The organism is Thermomonas sp., assembly GCF_041905325.1.
Classification (GTDB): domain Bacteria; phylum Pseudomonadota; class Gammaproteobacteria; order Xanthomonadales; family Xanthomonadaceae; genus Thermomonas.
This window is the reverse complement of the sequence record NZ_JAYRLK010000001.1, coordinates 70,136-87,366: the sequence shown is the minus strand read 5'-3', so window position 1 is coordinate 87,366 and position 17,231 is coordinate 70,136. Positions and strand designations below refer to the sequence as shown.

The 17,231-nt window shown below is 67.6% G+C and carries 16 protein-coding genes and 1 tRNA gene; 6 read left to right on the top strand and 11 right to left on the bottom strand.

Annotated elements, in window-relative coordinates; all coding sequences use genetic code 11:
* Nucleotides 1-31: 31 nt before the first annotated feature.
* Nucleotides 32-955: a peptidylprolyl isomerase gene (locus ACE3OK_RS00355; RefSeq protein ID WP_374247523.1), complete on the bottom strand. Its 924-nt coding sequence runs from the start codon at nucleotides 953-955 to the stop codon at nucleotides 32-34.
* Between the two features lie 138 nt (nucleotides 956-1,093).
* Between ACE3OK_RS00355 and ACE3OK_RS00350 the strand changes: the two genes are divergently transcribed.
* Genes ACE3OK_RS00350 through ACE3OK_RS00340 form a run of 3 tightly spaced genes read left to right on the top strand, consistent with a single transcriptional unit; the run spans nucleotide 1,094 to nucleotide 6,006 of the window.
* Nucleotides 1,094-3,079, top strand: a complete 1,986-nt coding sequence (locus ACE3OK_RS00350) for an OPT family oligopeptide transporter (RefSeq protein ID WP_374247522.1) — start codon at nucleotides 1,094-1,096, stop codon at nucleotides 3,077-3,079.
* Between the two features lie 38 nt (nucleotides 3,080-3,117).
* Nucleotides 3,118-5,184, top strand: coding sequence for a prolyl oligopeptidase family serine peptidase (locus ACE3OK_RS00345; RefSeq protein ID WP_374247521.1), 2,067 nt, complete (start codon nucleotides 3,118-3,120; stop codon nucleotides 5,182-5,184).
* A 39-nt stretch (nucleotides 5,185-5,223) separates the two neighbouring features.
* Entirely contained in the window at nucleotides 5,224-6,006 is a 783-nt protein-coding gene (locus tag ACE3OK_RS00340) for an FHA domain-containing protein (RefSeq protein ID WP_374247520.1), read from the top strand.
* A 17-nt stretch (nucleotides 6,007-6,023) separates the two neighbouring features.
* On the opposite strand, the gene corA is transcribed toward ACE3OK_RS00340, so the two are convergent.
* Both corA and ACE3OK_RS00330 read right to left on the bottom strand, forming a co-directional pair.
* A complete protein-coding gene (corA, locus tag ACE3OK_RS00335) occupies nucleotides 6,024-7,019 on the bottom strand; it encodes a magnesium/cobalt transporter CorA (protein ID WP_374247519.1) in 996 nt (331 codons plus the stop codon).
* A gap of 130 nt (nucleotides 7,020-7,149) precedes the next feature.
* Nucleotides 7,150-7,234 (bottom strand) — tRNA-Leu (locus ACE3OK_RS00330).
* Nucleotides 7,235-7,342: 108 nt separating this feature from the next.
* Between ACE3OK_RS00330 and rnr the strand changes: the two genes are divergently transcribed.
* From rnr to ACE3OK_RS00315, 3 genes are all read left to right on the top strand, one after another.
* Nucleotides 7,343-9,766 carry a ribonuclease R gene (gene rnr, locus ACE3OK_RS00325; RefSeq protein ID WP_374247518.1) on the top strand — a complete coding sequence of 808 codons (2,424 nt, stop codon included), beginning with the start codon at nucleotides 7,343-7,345 and terminating at the stop codon, nucleotides 9,764-9,766.
* Nucleotides 9,767-9,984: 218 nt separating this feature from the next.
* Nucleotides 9,985-10,731 (top strand): 23S rRNA (guanosine(2251)-2'-O)-methyltransferase RlmB, encoded by a 747-nt coding sequence (rlmB, locus tag ACE3OK_RS00320; RefSeq protein WP_374247517.1) that lies wholly within the window; start codon nucleotides 9,985-9,987, stop codon nucleotides 10,729-10,731.
* The gene (locus ACE3OK_RS00315) at nucleotides 10,731-10,994 is read left to right on the top strand and encodes a hypothetical protein (RefSeq protein ID WP_374247516.1); all 264 of its coding nucleotides are present in this window, start codon (nucleotides 10,731-10,733) and stop codon (nucleotides 10,992-10,994) included. The genes rlmB and ACE3OK_RS00315 overlap by 1 nt, the downstream gene beginning before the upstream one ends.
* A gap of 79 nt (nucleotides 10,995-11,073) precedes the next feature.
* Here the strand turns inward: ACE3OK_RS00315 and rnt are convergent, their stop codons facing one another.
* The 8 genes from rnt to pstC all read right to left on the bottom strand — a co-directional run bounded on the left by rnt (nucleotide 11,074) and on the right by pstC (nucleotide 17,206).
* The gene (rnt, locus tag ACE3OK_RS00310) at nucleotides 11,074-11,727 is read right to left on the bottom strand and encodes a ribonuclease T (protein ID WP_374247515.1); all 654 of its coding nucleotides are present in this window, start codon (nucleotides 11,725-11,727) and stop codon (nucleotides 11,074-11,076) included.
* Nucleotides 11,724-12,476, bottom strand: a complete 753-nt coding sequence (locus ACE3OK_RS00305) for a DUF2063 domain-containing protein (RefSeq protein ID WP_374247514.1) — start codon at nucleotides 12,474-12,476, stop codon at nucleotides 11,724-11,726. Before ACE3OK_RS00305 ends, rnt begins: the two co-directional genes overlap by 4 nt.
* The gene (locus ACE3OK_RS00300) at nucleotides 12,473-13,297 is read right to left on the bottom strand and encodes a DUF692 domain-containing protein (RefSeq protein ID WP_374247513.1); all 825 of its coding nucleotides are present in this window, start codon (nucleotides 13,295-13,297) and stop codon (nucleotides 12,473-12,475) included. Before ACE3OK_RS00300 ends, ACE3OK_RS00305 begins: the two co-directional genes overlap by 4 nt.
* 6 nt (nucleotides 13,298-13,303) lie before the next feature.
* Nucleotides 13,304-13,765, bottom strand: coding sequence for an EF-hand domain-containing protein (locus ACE3OK_RS00295; RefSeq protein ID WP_374247512.1), 462 nt, complete (start codon nucleotides 13,763-13,765; stop codon nucleotides 13,304-13,306).
* A 76-nt stretch (nucleotides 13,766-13,841) separates the two neighbouring features.
* Nucleotides 13,842-14,546, bottom strand: a complete 705-nt coding sequence (phoU, locus tag ACE3OK_RS00290; protein WP_374247511.1) for a phosphate signaling complex protein PhoU — start codon at nucleotides 14,544-14,546, stop codon at nucleotides 13,842-13,844.
* Nucleotides 14,546-15,382 carry a phosphate ABC transporter ATP-binding protein PstB gene (pstB, locus tag ACE3OK_RS00285; RefSeq protein ID WP_374247510.1) on the bottom strand — a complete coding sequence of 279 codons (837 nt, stop codon included), beginning with the start codon at nucleotides 15,380-15,382 and terminating at the stop codon, nucleotides 14,546-14,548. The genes phoU and pstB overlap by 1 nt, the downstream gene beginning before the upstream one ends.
* Nucleotides 15,375-16,238: a phosphate ABC transporter permease PstA gene (pstA, locus tag ACE3OK_RS00280; protein ID WP_374247508.1), complete on the bottom strand. Its 864-nt coding sequence runs from the start codon at nucleotides 16,236-16,238 to the stop codon at nucleotides 15,375-15,377. The genes pstB and pstA overlap by 8 nt, the downstream gene beginning before the upstream one ends.
* Nucleotides 16,235-17,206: a phosphate ABC transporter permease subunit PstC gene (gene pstC / locus ACE3OK_RS00275; protein ID WP_374247507.1), complete on the bottom strand. Its 972-nt coding sequence runs from the start codon at nucleotides 17,204-17,206 to the stop codon at nucleotides 16,235-16,237. The genes pstA and pstC overlap by 4 nt, the downstream gene beginning before the upstream one ends.
* Between the last annotated feature and the right edge of the window lie 25 nt (nucleotides 17,207-17,231).

The window sequence follows — 17,231 nt, the reverse complement described above, 5'->3', positions numbered from 1 at the left end:
CCGGGCCGCCTTCTTCGTCACCGCCACCGCGTCACTTCGTCGCCGGTGCCGCGCGGACGGGCAGGGTGACGTTGCACAGGTCGATGTGGCCGGCCGGCTGGGTGTAGAAATCGTCCTTGCGGTTGCGTCGCGCCTCGGTGGCGTCCTTGAACGCCTGGCTGTCGGTGCGCAGTACCTGCAACGGCGTGCGCTGCGCTTCCGGCACGTCGCTGGCCAGTTTGATCGAGAGAATTCGCGTGCGCAGTGCCGGGTCGGTATAGAAGCCCATCGGGGCCGGCCCGCGCGGGATCACGCTGAGCAGTTCCATGCCCTGCACCACCCGGCCCACCACGGTGAGCTGGTGGTCCAGCGCGCGCGGGGCCTGGCCGATGACGACGTAGAGTTCGGCACCGATGCTGCTGTCGGGGGCGTTGTTGCGGCCCGCGCCCAGCACGCCGTAGCAATGCGTGATCCACAGCTTGCCGGTCTTCGGGTCGCGTGCGGCAGGCATGCCGTCGGCAAAACCGACCTGCGCGGCCCAGCCGTCCACGTCGGGCAGGCGGTCGAAGTGCACGCCCTTGGCGCTGCGGGTGAATTCGGCGGGCAGATGGGTTTGGGTGCCCACCGGATAGGGCTTGGCTTTGCCGGCTTCCTCGCCGTCGGGGTCGCCGAACTGCACCACGAAATTGTCCTGCGCGCGGTAGATGTTCAAGCCATCCCAGAAACCGCCCCTGGCCATGGTCTTGATGTTGGCCACGTGCGCAGGCGCGAAGCCGGGGGCCAGCTCGATGATGACGCGGCCGCCGGCCAGTTCCATGTACAAGGTGTTGGCCGGGTCCAGCGTGCGCCAGGCGCTGGCCGGTGCGGCATCCAGGATGGCTTGCGGGGATTTTTGCTTGGCAGGCGGGGGATTGGCCGCAGGCAGGCTGCCCGAAAGCAGGGTGAACAGGGCGGTGGCAAGCAGGCTGGCGCGCATCGGGCTCTCCTTGGTGGTGTCGCAAGCGTAGCGGTTACCGGCCATCCGGACGAGTACGGAGGATGCGGGCACGGGGCGGCTGGACTTGGCGCGTCCCAGCCCTTAGCGTGTTGCGGTTTACGGTTCGGTGAAAACGGCATGAGCGAGCAACCCGGCATCAGCAACGCACCCCGCCTCGAACTGACCCTGCGCGGGGTGCTGCTGGGCATCGTCATCACCGTGCTGTTCACCGCAGCCAACGTCTATTTCGGGTTGAAGGCGGGCCTGACCTTCGCCACCTCGATCCCGGCGGCGGTGATCTCGATGGCGCTGCTGCGGGCGTTCAAGGACTCGACCTTGCAGGAAAACAACATCGTGCAGACCGTGGCATCCGCCGCGGGCACCTTGTCGTCGATCATCTTCGTGCTGCCGGGGTTGGTGATGATCGGCTGGTGGACCGGCTTCCCGTTCTGGGAGTCGTTCCTGATCTGCCTGCTGGGCGGCGTGCTGGGGGTGATGTATTCGATCCCGCTGCGGCGCGCGCTGGTCACCGGCTCCGACCTGCCGTATCCGGAAGGGATCGCCTGCGCCGAGGTGCTGAAAGTGGGCAGCGGCGACGATGCCGGCGGGGTGGCGGACAGTCGCGCCGGTTTGCGCGCGGTGGTGTGGGGCTCGATCGTCTCCGCCGGGTTCGCCGTGATCGTTGCCACCAAGGTGTTCGCCAGTGACGTGAAGGCGTACTTCAAGGTCGGTGAAGGCGTCAGCGGTTTCGATTTCGCACTCTCCACCGCACTGTTCGCGGTCGGGCATCTGGTGGGGCTGTGGGTGGGCATCGCCATGTTGCTGGGCGCGCTGATCGGCTGGGGCTGGGGCGTGCCGCACTTCTCCGCGCTGGCCACCGACCTGGCGGGCGGCCCGGAAGCCATCGCCGGTGCCACCTGGAGCCAGCAGGTGCGCTTCCTGGGCGCCGGCACCATCGGGGTGGCCGCGATCTGGACCCTGCTGAAGCTGGTCAAGCCGGTGTGGAACGGGCTGGCTTCGGCGATGGCGGCATCGAAAGTGCGCAAGGCCGGCAACCTGGCATCACTGCCGCGCACCGAACATGACATCCCGATCGGCGTGGTCGGCGCGATCATGTTGGCCAGTTTCGTGCCGATCGCATGGCTGTTCGCCCATTTCGCCGACAGCAGCGGGCTGGGCGCGCAGATGTGGCTGCTAGTGGTTGGCGGCCTGCTGTACTGCGTGGTGATGAGCTTCCTGGTGTCGGCGGTGTGCGGCTACATGGCGGGGCTGATCGGCTCGTCGAACAGCCCGCTGTCGGGCATCGGCATCCTGGTGGTGATCGGCGCGGCGTTGTTGCTGGTGCTGGGGGTGAAGCCGCTGCTCGCACCGGGGCATGAAAAAGGGCTGGTGGCATTCGCGCTGTTCGTCACCGCGGTGGTGTTCAACGTCGCGGCGATCGCCAACAACAACCTGCAGGACCTCAAGACCGGGCAACTGGTGGATGCCACGCCGGCGAAGCAGCAGTGGGCGTTGCTGATCGGCGTGCTGGCCGGTGCGGCGGTGATCCCGCCGGTGCTGGACCTGTTGAACCAGGCCTACGGCTTTGCCGGTGCGCCGGGGGCAGACCCGGCGAAGGCGCTGGCGGCACCGCAGGCCGGGTTGATTTCGGCGCTGGCGCAGGGGGTGATCCAGAACAACATCGACTGGAGCCTGATCCAGTTGGGCGGCGGCATCGGCGTGGTGTTGATCGTGCTGGACGCCGTTCTGCGCCGGCTCACCGGCGGCAAGGCGCACCTGTCGCCACTGGCGGTGGGCCTGGGCATCTACCTGCCGACCTCGGCCACCCTGATGGTGGTGGTGGGTGCGTTGGCCGGTGCCTGGTTCGACCATCGCGCCGAACGCGACCCCAAGCCCGAGGCCACCAAGCAGCTTGGTGTGTTGCTGGCGTCCGGCATGATCGTCGGCGAAGGGCTGGTGGGCGTGCTGATCGCCGGCATCGTCGCCTTCAACCTGTTCCCGCTGGCGCTGGTGGGCGACGGGTTCGACACCGCCTCCAAGTGGGTGGGCGGGGCGGCCTTCGTGCTGGCGATGTGCCTGTTGTATCGCTGGGTGGGCGGGCTGGCGCGCCGCACCGCCCGTTGAGCGTCATTTCCGTGTCCCCCGTGTTCCCTGGAGTTGCCATGAATCTTCGTCCCGCCCTCCTGTCGCTGGCCCTCGCGCTGGCGCTGCCTGCCGCCGCCGCTGCCGCCACCCACGGCCTGAACCCGCAGGACATGATCTACCTCGACCGCTATTCCTCGCCCACGCTGTCGCCGGATGGGCGCGTGCTGGTGTTCGCCAAGCGCGTGGTGGACAAGGACACCAACAAATCCGCCACCACGCTGTGGGTGCGCAATCTGGTCACCCGCGACAACGCGCCGCCCATGCAGGTGTCGCCACAGGGTTGGAACGTCAATTCACCGGCGTTTGCGCCGGATGGCAAGACGCTGTACTTCCTCAGCGCCAAGTCGGGCTCGATGCAGCTGTACGCGATGCCGGCGCTGGGCGGCGCGGCGAAGCGGCTGACCGATTTCGCCGTCGACGTCGACGGCTACAAGCTCTCGCCCGACGGCAAGCAGGTGGCGCTGGCGCTGGCGGTGTTCCCGGAGTGCAAGGCCGACCTGGCCTGCACGAAAAAGCAGTTGGACGCGATCGAAGCGCGCAAGCACACCGGCGTGCTGTTCGACCACATGTTCATCCGCCACTGGGACACCTGGGCCGACGGGCGCCTGAACCGCGTGTTCGCGGCGAAGCTTGGCGGTGATGCCATGCTCACCTCGGCCACCCTGCTCAGTGGCGACATCCACGGCGACATCCCGTCCAAGCCGTTCGGCGACCTGTCGGATTTCGCGTGGTCGCCGGACGGCAAGACGGTGGCGATGAGCGTGCGCCAATCCAATCGCGAAGAGCCGTGGAGCACCAACTTCGACATCTGGCTGGTGAATGCCGACGGCGGCAAGGCACGCAACCTCACCGCCGACAACAAGGCCTGGGATGCCGGCCCGGTGTTCTCGAAGGATGGCCGGACGCTGTACTACCGCGCGATGAAGCGCCCCGGTTTCGAGGCCGACCGCTTCGGCCTGATGGCACTGGACCTGGCCAGCGGCAAGCGTCGGGAGCTGGCCCCGGGCTGGGACCGCAGTGCCGATGGCATCGCCCTGTCCGCCGACGGCAAGCAGCTCTACACCACCGCCGAAGACATGGGGCAGCGCCCGCTGTTCGCGGTGGACATCGCCACCGGCAAACCCACCCGCCTGCTGGGCGATGGCACGGTGGGCGCGTTCGAGTTCGCCGGCCCCACGCTGGTCTTCGCGCGCAATTCGATGCGTACCGGCGACGTGCTGTACGCCACCAGCACCGATGCCAAGGCACCGCTGCGCCAGCTCACGCCCAGCGCCGCCGACATGCTTCCCGACGTTGCCTGGGGTGCCTACGAACAGTTCAGCTTCAAGGGCTGGAACGACGACACCGTGCATGGTTACGTGGTCAAGCCGTGGAACTTCGAGCCCGGCAAGAAGTACCCGGTTGCCTTCCTGATCCACGGCGGCCCGCAGGGCAGCTTCGGCGATGGCTGGAGCTACCGCTGGAACCCGCAGACCTATGCGGGCCAGGGTTACGCCGTGGTGATGATCGACTTCCACGGTTCCACCGGGTATGGCCAGGCCTTCACCGATGCCATCAGCCGGCACTGGGGCGACCGCCCGCTGGAAGACCTGCAGAAGGGCTGGGCGGCGGCGCAGCAGAAGTACGCCTTCCTCGACGGCGACAAGGCCTGCGCGCTGGGCGCCAGCTACGGCGGCTTCATGGTCAACTGGATCGCCGGCAACTGGAACCAGCCCTGGAAGTGCCTGGTCAGCCACGACGGCGTGTTCGAGAACCAGGCCATGGGCTATGCCACCGAGGAACTGTGGTTCAGCGAGTGGGAGAACGGCGGCACGCCCTACGACAACCCGGCGGGCTACCAGACATTCAACCCGGCCAATCATGTGGCCAACTTCAAGGTGCCGATGCTGGTGATCCACGGCCAGCAGGACTTCCGCATCCCGGCAGAGCAGGGCATCGCGCTGTTCAGCGCCCTGCAGCGCAAGGGCGTGGAGTCGAAGTTCCTGTATTTCCCGGACGAGAACCATTGGGTGCTGAAACCGCAGAACAGCGTGCAATGGCATGACACCGTCAACGCATGGTTGAAGCAGCACATCGGCCAATGACGCGCGGCATCCCATTCCACCACTGACGACGAGGGCTGCATGAAACTGGTATTTCCCGGTGGCGAACATCCGCAGGTGCTGCTCAATCCCGGCGTCAACCGGGTCGGTTCCGACCCCGACGGCACCGTGGTGCTGGACCGGCCGGGGGTGCAGGCGCGGCATTGCGAGCTGGTGGTGGGCAACAACCGGGTGATGCTGCAAACGCTGCCCGGAGCCGAAACCAGCGTGAATGGCCGGGCGGTGGAAGGGGTGATCGCGCTGCGCCCCGGCGACAGCGTGGGCATCGATGGCGTGCAGGCGCGACTGGCCGGCATGGCGGCGGTGGTGCCGGCGGCGGTACCGCGTGGCGATGCGTTGCCGGCGGTGGCCAATGAAGACCCGGGCATGCTGACCACGGTCCGCCCGGTGGTGCCGCGCTACGTGTTGCGCTGCGTGTCCGGTGCGGGCCTGGGCCGCAGTTACCCGATCGGCGGCACCACCACCGTCGGTCGCGCCGCCGAGTGCGCGCTGCAACTGGACGAGGCGGGGTTGTCGCGTGTGCACGCGCGGCTGCTGCCGGCCGATGCGGGCATCCGCGTGGAAGACCTCGGCTCCACCAATGGTACCTTCGTCAACGGTCGCCGCATCCAGGCGGCATTGGCCGGCCATGGCGACGAAATCGGTTTCGATGCCGTGCGTTTCCGCCTGCTGGACACCACCCGCTCGGAGCTGGAGCCGGTGGCCGCCGGCGGCGCGGCGCGCTTCCGGCTGCCGCTATGGTGGTGGGCGGGGTTGGCCGCCACCGTGCTGGCCGTGGCCTGGGTGGTGCTGGCCTTGCGCTGAACCGGCAGTACGCCGGCTCACAGCCAGTCGATCTTGTGCAGGTAGCGGTACAGGCCCACGCACACCGCCACCACCACCACGATCAACACCGGGTAGGCGTAGCGGTGGTGCAGTTCCGGCATGTTCGCGAAGTTCATGCCATACCAGCTGGCGATCAGGGTGGGTGCGGCCAGCAGGCCGGCCCAGCCGGCCAGCTTCTTGACGATTTCACCCTGCGCCACGGTGACCAGCGACAGGTTGACGTTCATCGCCGCCGCCACCATTTCGCGCAGGGTATCGATGGTGTCGCCCACCCGCGCGGCGTGGTCGAGCACGTCGCGGAAATACGGTTTGACCTCGGCCGGAATGCTCAGCGCGGTGGACCGCATCAACTGCGCCAGCACGTCCTGCATCGGTGCCACCGCCATCCGCATCTGGGTCAGTTCCTTGCGCAGCTCGTACAGGCGGCGGAGGGTGCCGCGCTTGTAGCTTTCCGCGAACACGTCCTGTTCCAGCGCATCCAGCTCCCGTTGCAGGTCGGTGGCGATCAGCTGGTAGTTGTCGACGATGAAATCGAGCACCGCGTGCAGGGCGCTGCTGGGGCCGTGCGCCAGGGTTGCCGGCTCGCGCTCCAGCCGCTGGCGCACGCTGGCGAAGCTGAGCGAGGCACCGTGCCGCACGGTCACCAGGAAGCGGCTGCCGACGAACATGTGGGTTTCGCCGAAGCGCACATGCCCATCCACGTGTTGGGCGGTGTGGGCGGCGATGAACAGCGCGTGTTCGTAACTCTCCAGCTTCGGCCGCTGGTGCGCGTGGTGGGCGTCCTCGATGGCCAGATCGTGCAGCCCGAACTCTTCCTGCAACGTGTCCAGCAGTGTCTCTTCGGGCTCGTACAAGCCCACCCAGACAAAGCTGCCATCGTCCACGGCCAGGACATCGCTGATGGCATCCAGCGAGATGTCGCGGCGGTGGCCGTTGTGGTCGTAGGCGGCGCAGTTGACGATGCAGGCGGGCAGGGAGGGCGTGGGGTCCATCCCGCCATCGTGCCCCCGCAGGTCGCCACCAGCAAGCGCGTGCAAGCGAAGGGATGCGGGCGGGCCGCGTGGCACCCCCGATGTCCGGCAACAAAAAAGCCCGCTTGCGCGGGCTTCTTCGGAACCACTGTGGTGCCCAGGAGAGGACTCGAACCTCCACGGTTTTACCCGCTAGTACCTGAAACTAGTGCGTCTACCAATTCCGCCACCTGGGCAGGTGGTGAGCCGCGCATTTTCCTGAGATGCGGGGTGGCTGTCAACAGGGGAGTGAGGGAAATTTGCAGATCCGGGTGCAATCGGTGCCGGGCCTGTACCATCGTGTGATGAGAAAAACTTCCAGCAAGCGCGGCGCGGGCCGTGGTGGCAAGGGTCCGGTTTCAGGTGATGCGGGCAACACGACGCGCGATCAGCCACGCAAGCGTGCAGGCAAAGCGCCGGGGTGGTTGCCGGAGCTCCCGGCGGGCCAGCCTCCGCGCAAGGGCAGGCCGGTGGCCACGCACCCGACGGCGCCGCGCCTGGACCCGCATGCGCACCGCGAGGCGCAGCGCTACGAACATCCCATCGCCAGCCGCGAAATGATCCTGCAGGTGCTGGCTGCGCAGGACGGGCCGATGGATGACCAGGCGCTGGCGCAGAAGCTGGCGCTGACTGCGCCGGACCGTTTCGAGGCCCTGCAGAAGCGCCTCGGCGCGATGCTGCGCGCCGGCCAGTTGCTGCAGAACCGGCGCGGCGGCTATGTGCCGGCAACCAAGGCCGAGCTGGTGGCCGGCAGCGTGATCGCCAATCCCGACGGTTTCGGTTTCCTGCGCCCGGAGGCTGGCGGCGATGATCTGTTCCTGCCGCCGTACGAGATGCGCAAGGTCAGCCACGGCGACCGGGTGCTGGTCAGTATCACCGGCATGGATTACCGCGGCCGTGGTGAGGCCAGCATCGTCGAGGTGTTGGAGCGCCGCCTGACCCGCTTGCTTGGTCGCTATGCCGAGGAGCTGGGAGTGGCCTATGTGGTGCCCGACGACAAGCGCATCCAGCGCAACGTGATGCTGCCGCAGGATGCGCGCGGCGGCGCCAAACCGGGCCAGCTGGTGGTGGCCGAGATCACCACGCCGCAGGACGCGCACCGTCCGCCGATCGGCCGCGTGCTGGCGGTGCTGGGCGACAAGCTCACCGCTTCGCAGGCGGTGGAGGCGGCCATCCACGGCCACGACATCCCGCATGAATTCCCGCCCGAGGTGCTGGCGCAGGCCACGGCGGTGCCGCTGGAGGTGCAGCCGGCCGAACTTGCCGGGCGTGTCGATTTGCGCGGCATCCCGTTGGTCACCATCGATGGCGAGGACGCCAAGGATTTCGACGACGCGGTGTGGTGCGAGCCGAACGCCGACGGCTTCCGCCTGATCGTGGCGATTGCCGATGTCTCGCATTACGTGCAACCGGAAACGCCATTGGACGAGGAGGCGCAATTGCGTGCCACGTCGGTGTATTTCCCCGGTTTCGTGGTGCCGATGCTGCCGGAGACCTTGAGCAATGGCATCTGTTCGCTCAACCCGCAGGTGGACCGGCTGTGTTTTGTCTGCGACATGCAGGTGCAGCGCGATGGCAGCGTGGCCAACTCGCGTTTTTACGAAGCGACAATGCACTCGCATGCGCGCCTGACCTACACCGATGTGTGGAATGCGGTCGGTGACGGCATTCCCGAGGACGAGCACGCCGCCGCGCTGGCGAAAATCGGCCCGTTGCTGCCGCAGGTGCAACGCCTGCATCAGCTCTACAAGATCTTCGACAAGGCCCGCGCCAAGCGGGGTGCGATCGAGTTCGAGAGCGGCGAAGTGCGCTTCGTGCTGGATGCGCAGGGCGTCGTCACCCAGGCTGGCATGCTCCAGCGCAACGACGCGCACAAACTGATCGAAGAATGCATGATCGCCGCCAACGTGCAGGCCGCCACGCACTTGCTGGCCGCCGGCATCCCCGCGCCGTTCCGCGACCACGACAAGCCGCCGGAATCCAAGTACGCCGACCTGGAGGAATTCCTGAAGGAGTTCACGCTGCGCCTGCCGCCGTGGGGCAAGGTGCAGCCGAAGGATTTCCGCGTGCTGCTCGAGAAGATTCGCGAGCGCCCGGATGCGGCGCTGCTGGAGTCGGTGATCCTGCGCAGCCAATCGCTGGCGGTGTATGCGCCGGACAACATCGGCCACTTCGGGCTGGCGCTCGCGGCCTACGCGCACTTCACTTCGCCCATTCGGCGCTATGCGGACCTGCTGGTGCATCGCGCACTCAAATACATGCTGGGTGGTGGGCGCAAGGACGCGTACCGCTATTCGCCGCACGAGATGGCCACGCTGTCGCTGCAATGTTCCGAGCGTTCGCGCCGCGCCGACGAAGCCCAGCGCGAAGTGGACGAACGCTATCGCGCCGCGTGGATGGAAAGCCACGTCGGCAAGGAATTCGACGGCGTGATCAGCGGCGTCACCAGCTTCGGCCTGTTCGTGGAGCTGGACGATTCCAAGGTCAATGGCCTGGTGCATGTGACCCAGCTGCCGCGCGATTTCTACCAGTTCGATGCGGTGCGCAAGACGCTCACCGGCGAGCGCCGCGGCCGCGCGTTCCGGCTGGGCGATCGCGTCCGCATCGTGGTGCTGAAGGCCAGCGTGGAAGAACGCAAGATCGACTTCCGCCTGGCCGAAGAGGACGCCGGCCTGCCGCCGCTGCCCGAACGCGGCAAGCCGGCCAAGCGGGTGAAGCAGAAGTATTGAGGCCGTCGCGCTGCACGCGATGTGCAGCGCGGGCTGGAAAGCTTGCCGGGTGGGTGAAACAGGCTTCTCGCCGCACGCGACGACCGGTCGGGGCTTGCTGCACCGCTTCTGCGAACGTCCTGTTCGAGGCGCGGCCGCCGGCCATCCATGGCCGGCTTTTCGCAAGCCCCGGCCGGCCGCCGCGTGCGTGACCGATGCTTGTCCCGCACAATACCCGCATGAGCAAAGCCTCCCAATGGATCGTCGGCCTGAACGCGGTGGCTTCCGCGCTGGAGCACGACGCCGAGAACGTGCGTGAAGTGCTGCTGGAAGCCGGCGGCAAGAACCCGCGCATCATCGAAATCGAACAGCAAGCCCGGCGCAAGGACATCGACGTGCGCCGGGTCGCCCAGCAGGCGCTGGACGGCGTGGCCGGCGGGCTGCGCCACCAGGGCGCGGTGGCGCGCTATGCGGCGGCCAAGACCTGGGACGAGCACGAGCTGCCGGCCCTCATCGAAGCCGCCGACGGTCGCGCGCTGCTGCTGGTGCTGGACGGCGTTCAGGACCCGCACAACCTCGGTGCCTGCCTGCGCAGCGCGGCGGCGGCCGGTGCCACGGCGGTCATCTTCCCCAAGGACAAGGCGGTGCAGGTCAACGCCACCGTGCGCAAGACCTCGGCCGGCGCGGCGGACACGCTGCCGATCTTCAGCGTCACCAACCTCTCGCGCACGCTGCGCGATCTGCAAAAAATGGGCGTGTGGATCTACGGGCTGGCGGGCGAGGCGGACGCGTCGCTGTACGCCATCGACCTCAAGGGCAACGTGGCGCTGGTGATGGGCAGCGAAGGCGAGGGCCTGCGCCGGCTGACCCGCGAGAACTGCGATGGGCTGGTGAAGATCCCGATGCCGGGCGGTTTCGAGAGCCTCAACGTGTCGGTGGCCAGCGGCGTGGCGCTGTTCGAAGCCGTGCGGCAGCGGGGTGCGTGATGGCGATGAACCTGATGTGGTACGACTGGGTGGGCATCGCCGGCACGCTGGCGGTGCTGGTGGCGTTCTTCCTGCTGCAGGCCGGCAAGCTGTCCGGCACCGGCATCGTCTACCAGCTGCTCAACCTGTTCGGTTCCGGTGGTGTGCTGGTGTCGCTGCTGGGCAAGTTCAACGTGTCGGTGTTCGTGCTGGAGGCGGTGTGGATGGCAATCAGCGCCTACGGCATCGTGCGGACGCTCAGAATGAAGTTGCTGCGGGAGTAGCTACTGCCTTCTCCCTCCGGGAGAAGGTGGCGCGAAGCGCCGGATGAGGGCTCGGCGAAGTTGTCGCCACCCCGAACCCTCACCCCAACCCCTCTCCCGGAGGGAGAGGGGCTTGCGTGCGCCAGTTGTTGGCAATCGCGCAAAACAATTTTGCGGTCTGCTGCGTGTCGTACACCGCCGAATGCGCTTCGTTGGGATCCCAGCCAAGCCCGGCAGCCATCGCCGCGCGTGCCAGCACGGTCTGGCCGTAGGCCAGGCCGGCCATCGTCACCGTGTCGAACACGCTGAACGGATGGAACGGGTTGCGCTTGTGCTGCACGCGCGCCACCGCGGCGTTGAGGAAGTTGAGGTCGAAGTGGGCGTTGTGGCCCACCAGGATGGCGCGCTGGCAGCCGTGCTTCTTCACCGCGGCGCGCACCGGGGCGAAGATCGCGTCCAGCCCGCTGCGCTCGTCCACCTCGCCGCGCAGCGGGTGGCCGATCTTGATGCCGGTGACCTCCAGCGACTTCGGGTCGATGCTGGTGCCGGGCGCGGGGGCGATGTGTGCGTGCGCGACGTCACCCGGCACGTAGTGGCCGGCCGCATCCAGTTCGATCGGGATTGCCGCGATCTCCAGCAGGGCGTGCTTGTTCCAGTCGAAGCCGCCGGTTTCCACGTCCACCACCACCGGCAGGTAGCCACGGAAGCGTTCCGCCATCGGGACGCGCGGGATTGAAAGTTGCGTTGCTGTCATCCGGAAAGGTTAGCAGAGCGCCAGGCCAGCACCCCGGCATTGCGCAGCCGTTGCAGCATCGGTATGGCTTCCGCCGACAGTGGCCTCGCCCCGGGATGGCCCGCCGTGCGTGCAAGCGATTCCAGCAGGGCGCGCGCGCTGGCCGTGGTGTTGCCGTCGGCGTGCCGCAGCAATGCGAACAGCAGTGGGGAGAGCCGCGAAAACCGCACTTGGCCATCGTGCATGCGATGCAGCAGCACCAGCGTGGGCGTGGGCGGCGGGGTGGTGGGTTGGTGGTCCGGGCCAAGGGTTGCCACCGGCCAGCGGTATGCCCGTGGCCATGCCAGCGGTGACAACATCGGAATGCCATCCAGCAGGTCGGCCTGCGGGTCGTCGGTGCGGGGGGTGGCATCGTGCAATTGCAGGCCAAGCTCCGCCCACTCGTATTCCGCCAGTTCGGCCAGCCACGGCCGGTCGGGGTCGGCATGGGCTTCGAGGAAGGCGACGAATTCCAGCCCCAGCCGGGTGAACAGCGGGGTTTCGCTGCGGTGGGTGGCGAGGAAGGTCCGCAGCAGCGTGCGCCACGCGTCGTCACCCAAGGTCTTGCGGATCACCGGGAAGGTGCCGGCCAGCAACCCGTCGAGGTTGTTGACCACCAGTTCGCGATAGACCTGCAGTCGCCGGTCTTCGATGCCAGGCGGACCGGCGTGCGTGGCCGGGTCGCGCACGTGCGCGGCCAGCGCGTGCAACTGCTCGTGCAGCGCGCTCATGGCGCGTCGGCCTGGAGCGCGCGGATGCGTTCGACTTCCGCCAGCAGCGTGGTTAGCGGCGGGAAGTTGAAATCGCGTTCCAGCAGGGTGGGGCGCACGCCGTGGGTGGCGTAGGCGAAGCCGAGCAGCGCCCACACGTCGTCCTTCACCGCCGTGCCGTGGGTGTCGATCTTGAGATCGTCGGCCTCGTCGAAGTGGCCGGCGACGTGGTAGCTGGCGATGCGCTGCGTCGGCAGCGCCGCGATGAAGGCGCGCGCGTCGTAGCCGTGGTTGATCGCGTTGACGTGGACGTTGTTGACGTCCAGCAGCAGGTCGCAGCCGGCTTCGGCCAGCACCGCCTGGAGGAAGTCGGTTTCGGCAAGCTGGCGGAAGGGCGCGGCGTAGTAACTGACGTTCTCCACCGCGATGCGCCGGCCCAGCGCGTCCTGCACCTGGTGGATGCGCGCGGCGACGTGCAGTACCGCTTCGTCGGTGAACGGCAGCGGCAGCAGGTCGTAGAGATGACCCCCGGCGGCGCAGTAGCTCAGGTGTTCGCTGTAGAGCACCGCCCGGTGGCGGTCGAGGAAGGCGCGGGTCTGCTGCAGGAACGCGTGGTCCAGTGGATCCGGGCCGCCCAGCGACAGCGACAGCCCATGGCAGCTCAGTGGATGCCGTGCCGACAGCGTGGCCAGTTGCTCGCCCAGCACGCCGCCGACGCCGATCCAGTTGTCCGGCGCGCATTCCAGAAAATCGAAGGCGCCCGCAGGCGCCCCGATCAGTTCGTCCAGCAATGCGCGGCGCAAGCCGAGGCCCGCGCTGCGCTGGGGCAGCGGCTCAACCATGCCGCATTACATGTTGCCGCCGCACGTGCCCTCGCCGCACTTGCCTTCACTCATGGCCTTGCCCATGGCGGCATGGTGGGCGTCGAATTCTTCCTTGCTGATGAAGCCGTCGCCATTGCCGTCGACCTTCGGGAACATCGTGTCCTTGCCGGCGTGCGCGGCGGCGAATTCCGTGCGCGAGATGCGGCCGTCCTTGTCGGTGTCGATGTCGGCAAACGCATGTGCGTGCTTGCCGTGCGACATGTCGCTTTGGCTGTCATGGGGGGTGGCGGCCTTGTCCGCCATCATCCCCGCCCCGCATTTGCCTTCGCCGCATTTGCCTTCGCTGGCGGCGGGCTTGGCCTTGCCGCTGTCCTGCATGTAGCCATGGGCCATCGCATCCATCGTGAACAGGCTGCCGGCGGCAAGTGCGCCCGTGGCGACGGCGGCGCCGATGGCCAGCGCGATGGGGGTGCGGTTCTTCGACATGTCGGGCTCCTTGCGTGAAAGCGCATGAAAGGTGGGCCGATGCTACCGCTTGCAGTGCAGCGTCGCCAGCCGCCCTTCAAGGGGCGGCGGTATTGCTGTCATCGCGCTTGTCGCGGACCGGCAGCGGCGATTCCCCATGCAGCATGAACCAGACGTTCTCGGCGATATTGGTGGCGTGGTCGCCGATGCGTTCGATGTTCTTGGCCATGAACAGCAGGTGCGTGCAGGGCGTGATCGCGCGCGGGTCTTCCATCATGTAGGTCAGCAGCTCGCGGAACAGCCCGGTGTACAGGGTGTCCAGTGCGGCATCGCGCTCGCGCACGCGCAGCGCGGCCTCGCCGTCGCGGGTCCGGTAGGCGTCCAGCACGTCGCGCAATTGCTGCACGGCCATCCCGCCCAGCGCGGCCAGGCCACGGGTGTGCGGCAGCGGCGGGGCGAGGTTGAGCGCCAGCGAACGCTTGGCGATGTTGGCGGCGTAATCGCCGACGCGCTCGATGTCGGAGGCGACCCGCAATGCGGCCAGGATCACGCGCAGGTCGCTGGCCAGCGGGCCGCGCTGGATCAGGCGGATCACGTCGTGGTTGATCTGCTGCTCCAGCATGTCGATGCCGTGGTCGGCAGCGATGATCTGGCGTGCGGCGGCCTCGTCGCGGCGGGCGACCGCATCCAGTGCGGCGTCCAACTGGCTGGCGGCCAGTTGCCCCATGCGGATCAGGCTGTCGCGCAGGGCGGTCTGTTCTTCATCGTGGCTCTTGACGATGTGGTGGTGTTGCTCGTTCATCAGCCGAACCTCCCGGTGATGTAGTCCTCGGTCTGTTGCTTGCCGGGGTTGGAGAAAATCTCCTCGGTGGCGCCGTACTCGATCAAATCGCCCAGGTACATGAAGGCGGTGTAGTCGGACACGCGCGCGGCCTGCTGCATGTTGTGGGTGACGATCATGATGGTGAATTCCTGCTTGAGCTCCTCCACCAGCTGTTCGATGCGGGCGGTGGAGATCGGGTCGAGTGCCGAGGTGGGTTCGTCCAGCAGCAGCACGTCGGGCTTGAGCGCCACCGCACGGGCGATGCACAGCCGCTGCTGCTGGCCGCCGGACAGCCCCAGCCCGCTGTCCTTCAGCTTGTCCTTGACCTCGTCCCACAGCGCGGCCTGGCGCAGGGCTTGCTCCACCCGCAGATCCATGTCCGCCTTGTTCAGTCTTTCATGGTGGCGGATGCCGTAGGCCACGTTTTCGTGGATGGTCATCGGGAACGGCACCGGCTTCTGGAACACCATGCCCACCTTGCTGCGCAGACGGTTCATCGGGTAGGTCGGAGCGAGGATGTCCTCGCCGTCCAGCAGTACGCGGCCTTCCGCACGCAGCTTCGGGTACAGCGCGTAGATGCGGTTGAACACCCGCAGCAGGGTGGACTTGCCGCAGCCGGACGGACCGATCAGCGCGGTCACGCGCTTTTCCGGGACATCCATGTCGATGTCCTTTACCGCATGGAATTTGTCGTACCAGAAGTTCAGGCCGCGCGCGGACAGTTTCACGGGCGACGCGGGGGCCGCGGCGTCTTGCAGGGCGTGCACGGTGGCGAGGGTGGCGTCATGCATCGGGAGGGTCCGTAAGTCATTCATGGGCGGCGTGCTTGCGCAGGAGCAGGAAGCGGGCCAGCAGGCTGGTGGCCAGCACGAACAAGGTGACCAGCAGCGCGCCGGCCCAGGCCAGCTGCTCCCAGTTTCCGAAGCCGGAGCCGGCGAACTTGTACATCGCCAGCGGCAGCGCACTCATCGCACCGGCGGGATTCAGGCTGAAGAACTCGTTGCCGAACGCGGTGAACAGCAGCGGCGCGGTTTCGCCGCTGATGCGGGCCAGCGCCAGCAGCACGCCGGTGACGATGCCCGGCAGCGCGCTGCGGTAAAGCACCTGCAGCGTCACCTTCCACTGCGGCACGCCCAGCGACAGCGCGGCCTCGCGCATCTGCACCGGCACCAGCCGCAGCATCTCGTCGGTGGTGCGCACCACCACCGGCAGCACGATGAAGGCCAGCGCCAGCGCACCGGCGAAGGCGGAGAAGTTGCCGCCGGTGGTCATCACGAAGGCCGCGTACACGAACAGGCCCAGCACGATGGAGGGCGCCGACAGCAGGATGTCGTTGACGAAGCGCACCGCGGTGCCCAGCTTGCTCTGGCCGCCGACCTCCGCCAGCCAGGTGCCGGCGGCGATGCCCAGCGGGGTGCCGATGGCCACGCCCATGCCGCACATCAGCAGGCTGCCGACGATGGCATTGCGCAGGCCGCCGGCTTCCATCGGCGGCGGCTGGTCCTGGGTGAACAGCGCCAGGTTCAGGTGCGCCAGGCCCTTGGCCAGTAGCGTCCACAGGATCCAGCCCAGGAAGGCCAGCCCGAACAGTGCGGCCACGCAGGCCAGGGCGATGGCCACGGCGTTCTTGATGCGGCGATGGCGGTACAGCGAAGCGGACGGGGCGTTCACCGGTTGCCCTCCTTGCGCGCGAGGTTCGCCAGCATCAGCCGGGCCAGCGCCAGCACGATGAAGGTGACGATGAACAGCACGAAGCCGAGCAGCAGCAGCGCCGCGCGGTAGGTTTCGGTGGCCTCGCCGAAGTCGTTGGCAATCAGCGCGGCGATGGTGGTCGACGGCTCCAGCAGCGAGGCCGTGAACGTCACGCTGTTGCCGATCACGAAGGCCACTGCCATGGTTTCGCCCAGCGCGCGGCCGAGGCCGAGGAACACGCCGCCGATCACCGCCGAGCGGGTATAGGGCAGGACGATGTCCCAGCTCACTTCCCACTTGGTCGCGCCGAGCGCGTAGGCCGACTCCTTGAGCCGTGCCGGCACGGTCAGGAACACCTCGCGCATGGTCGAGGCGATGAACGGAATCACCATGATCGACAGCACCAGCCCGGAGGTCAGCATGCCGGCGCCGATCGGCGGGCCCTGGAACAGCGGGCCGATCACCGGCAGCGGGCCCAGGTGCGCGTCCATCCACGGGATCAGCTGCTCGCGCATCACCGGCATCAGCACGAAGAAGCCCCACATGCCGTAGATGATCGAAGGCACGCCGGCCAGCAGTTCGATGGCGGTGCCCACCGGCGCGCGCAGCCAGCGCGGCGCGACTTCGGTGAGGAAGAAGGCGATGCCGAAGCTCACCGGTACCGCGATCACCATCGCGATCAGCGCGGTGACCAGGGTGCCGTAGATCGGCACCAGCGCGCCGTATTTGTTCTCCACCGGGTTCCAGTCGGTGGAAAAGAAGAATCCCAGGCCCTCGTGCATCAGCACGCTGCGGCCGCCCCACAGCATCGACAGGGCGGCACCCGCCAGCGTCACCAGCACGAATACCGCGCATGCGGTGAGCAGCCAGCGGAATTGGCGGTCGTGGCGCGCGTCCGCGAGGTCGCGGCGGGCGTGGTTTGGCAAGGAAAATTCAGTTGCGAGCATGTGGGAAGCGCCTGCCGGGCATGGT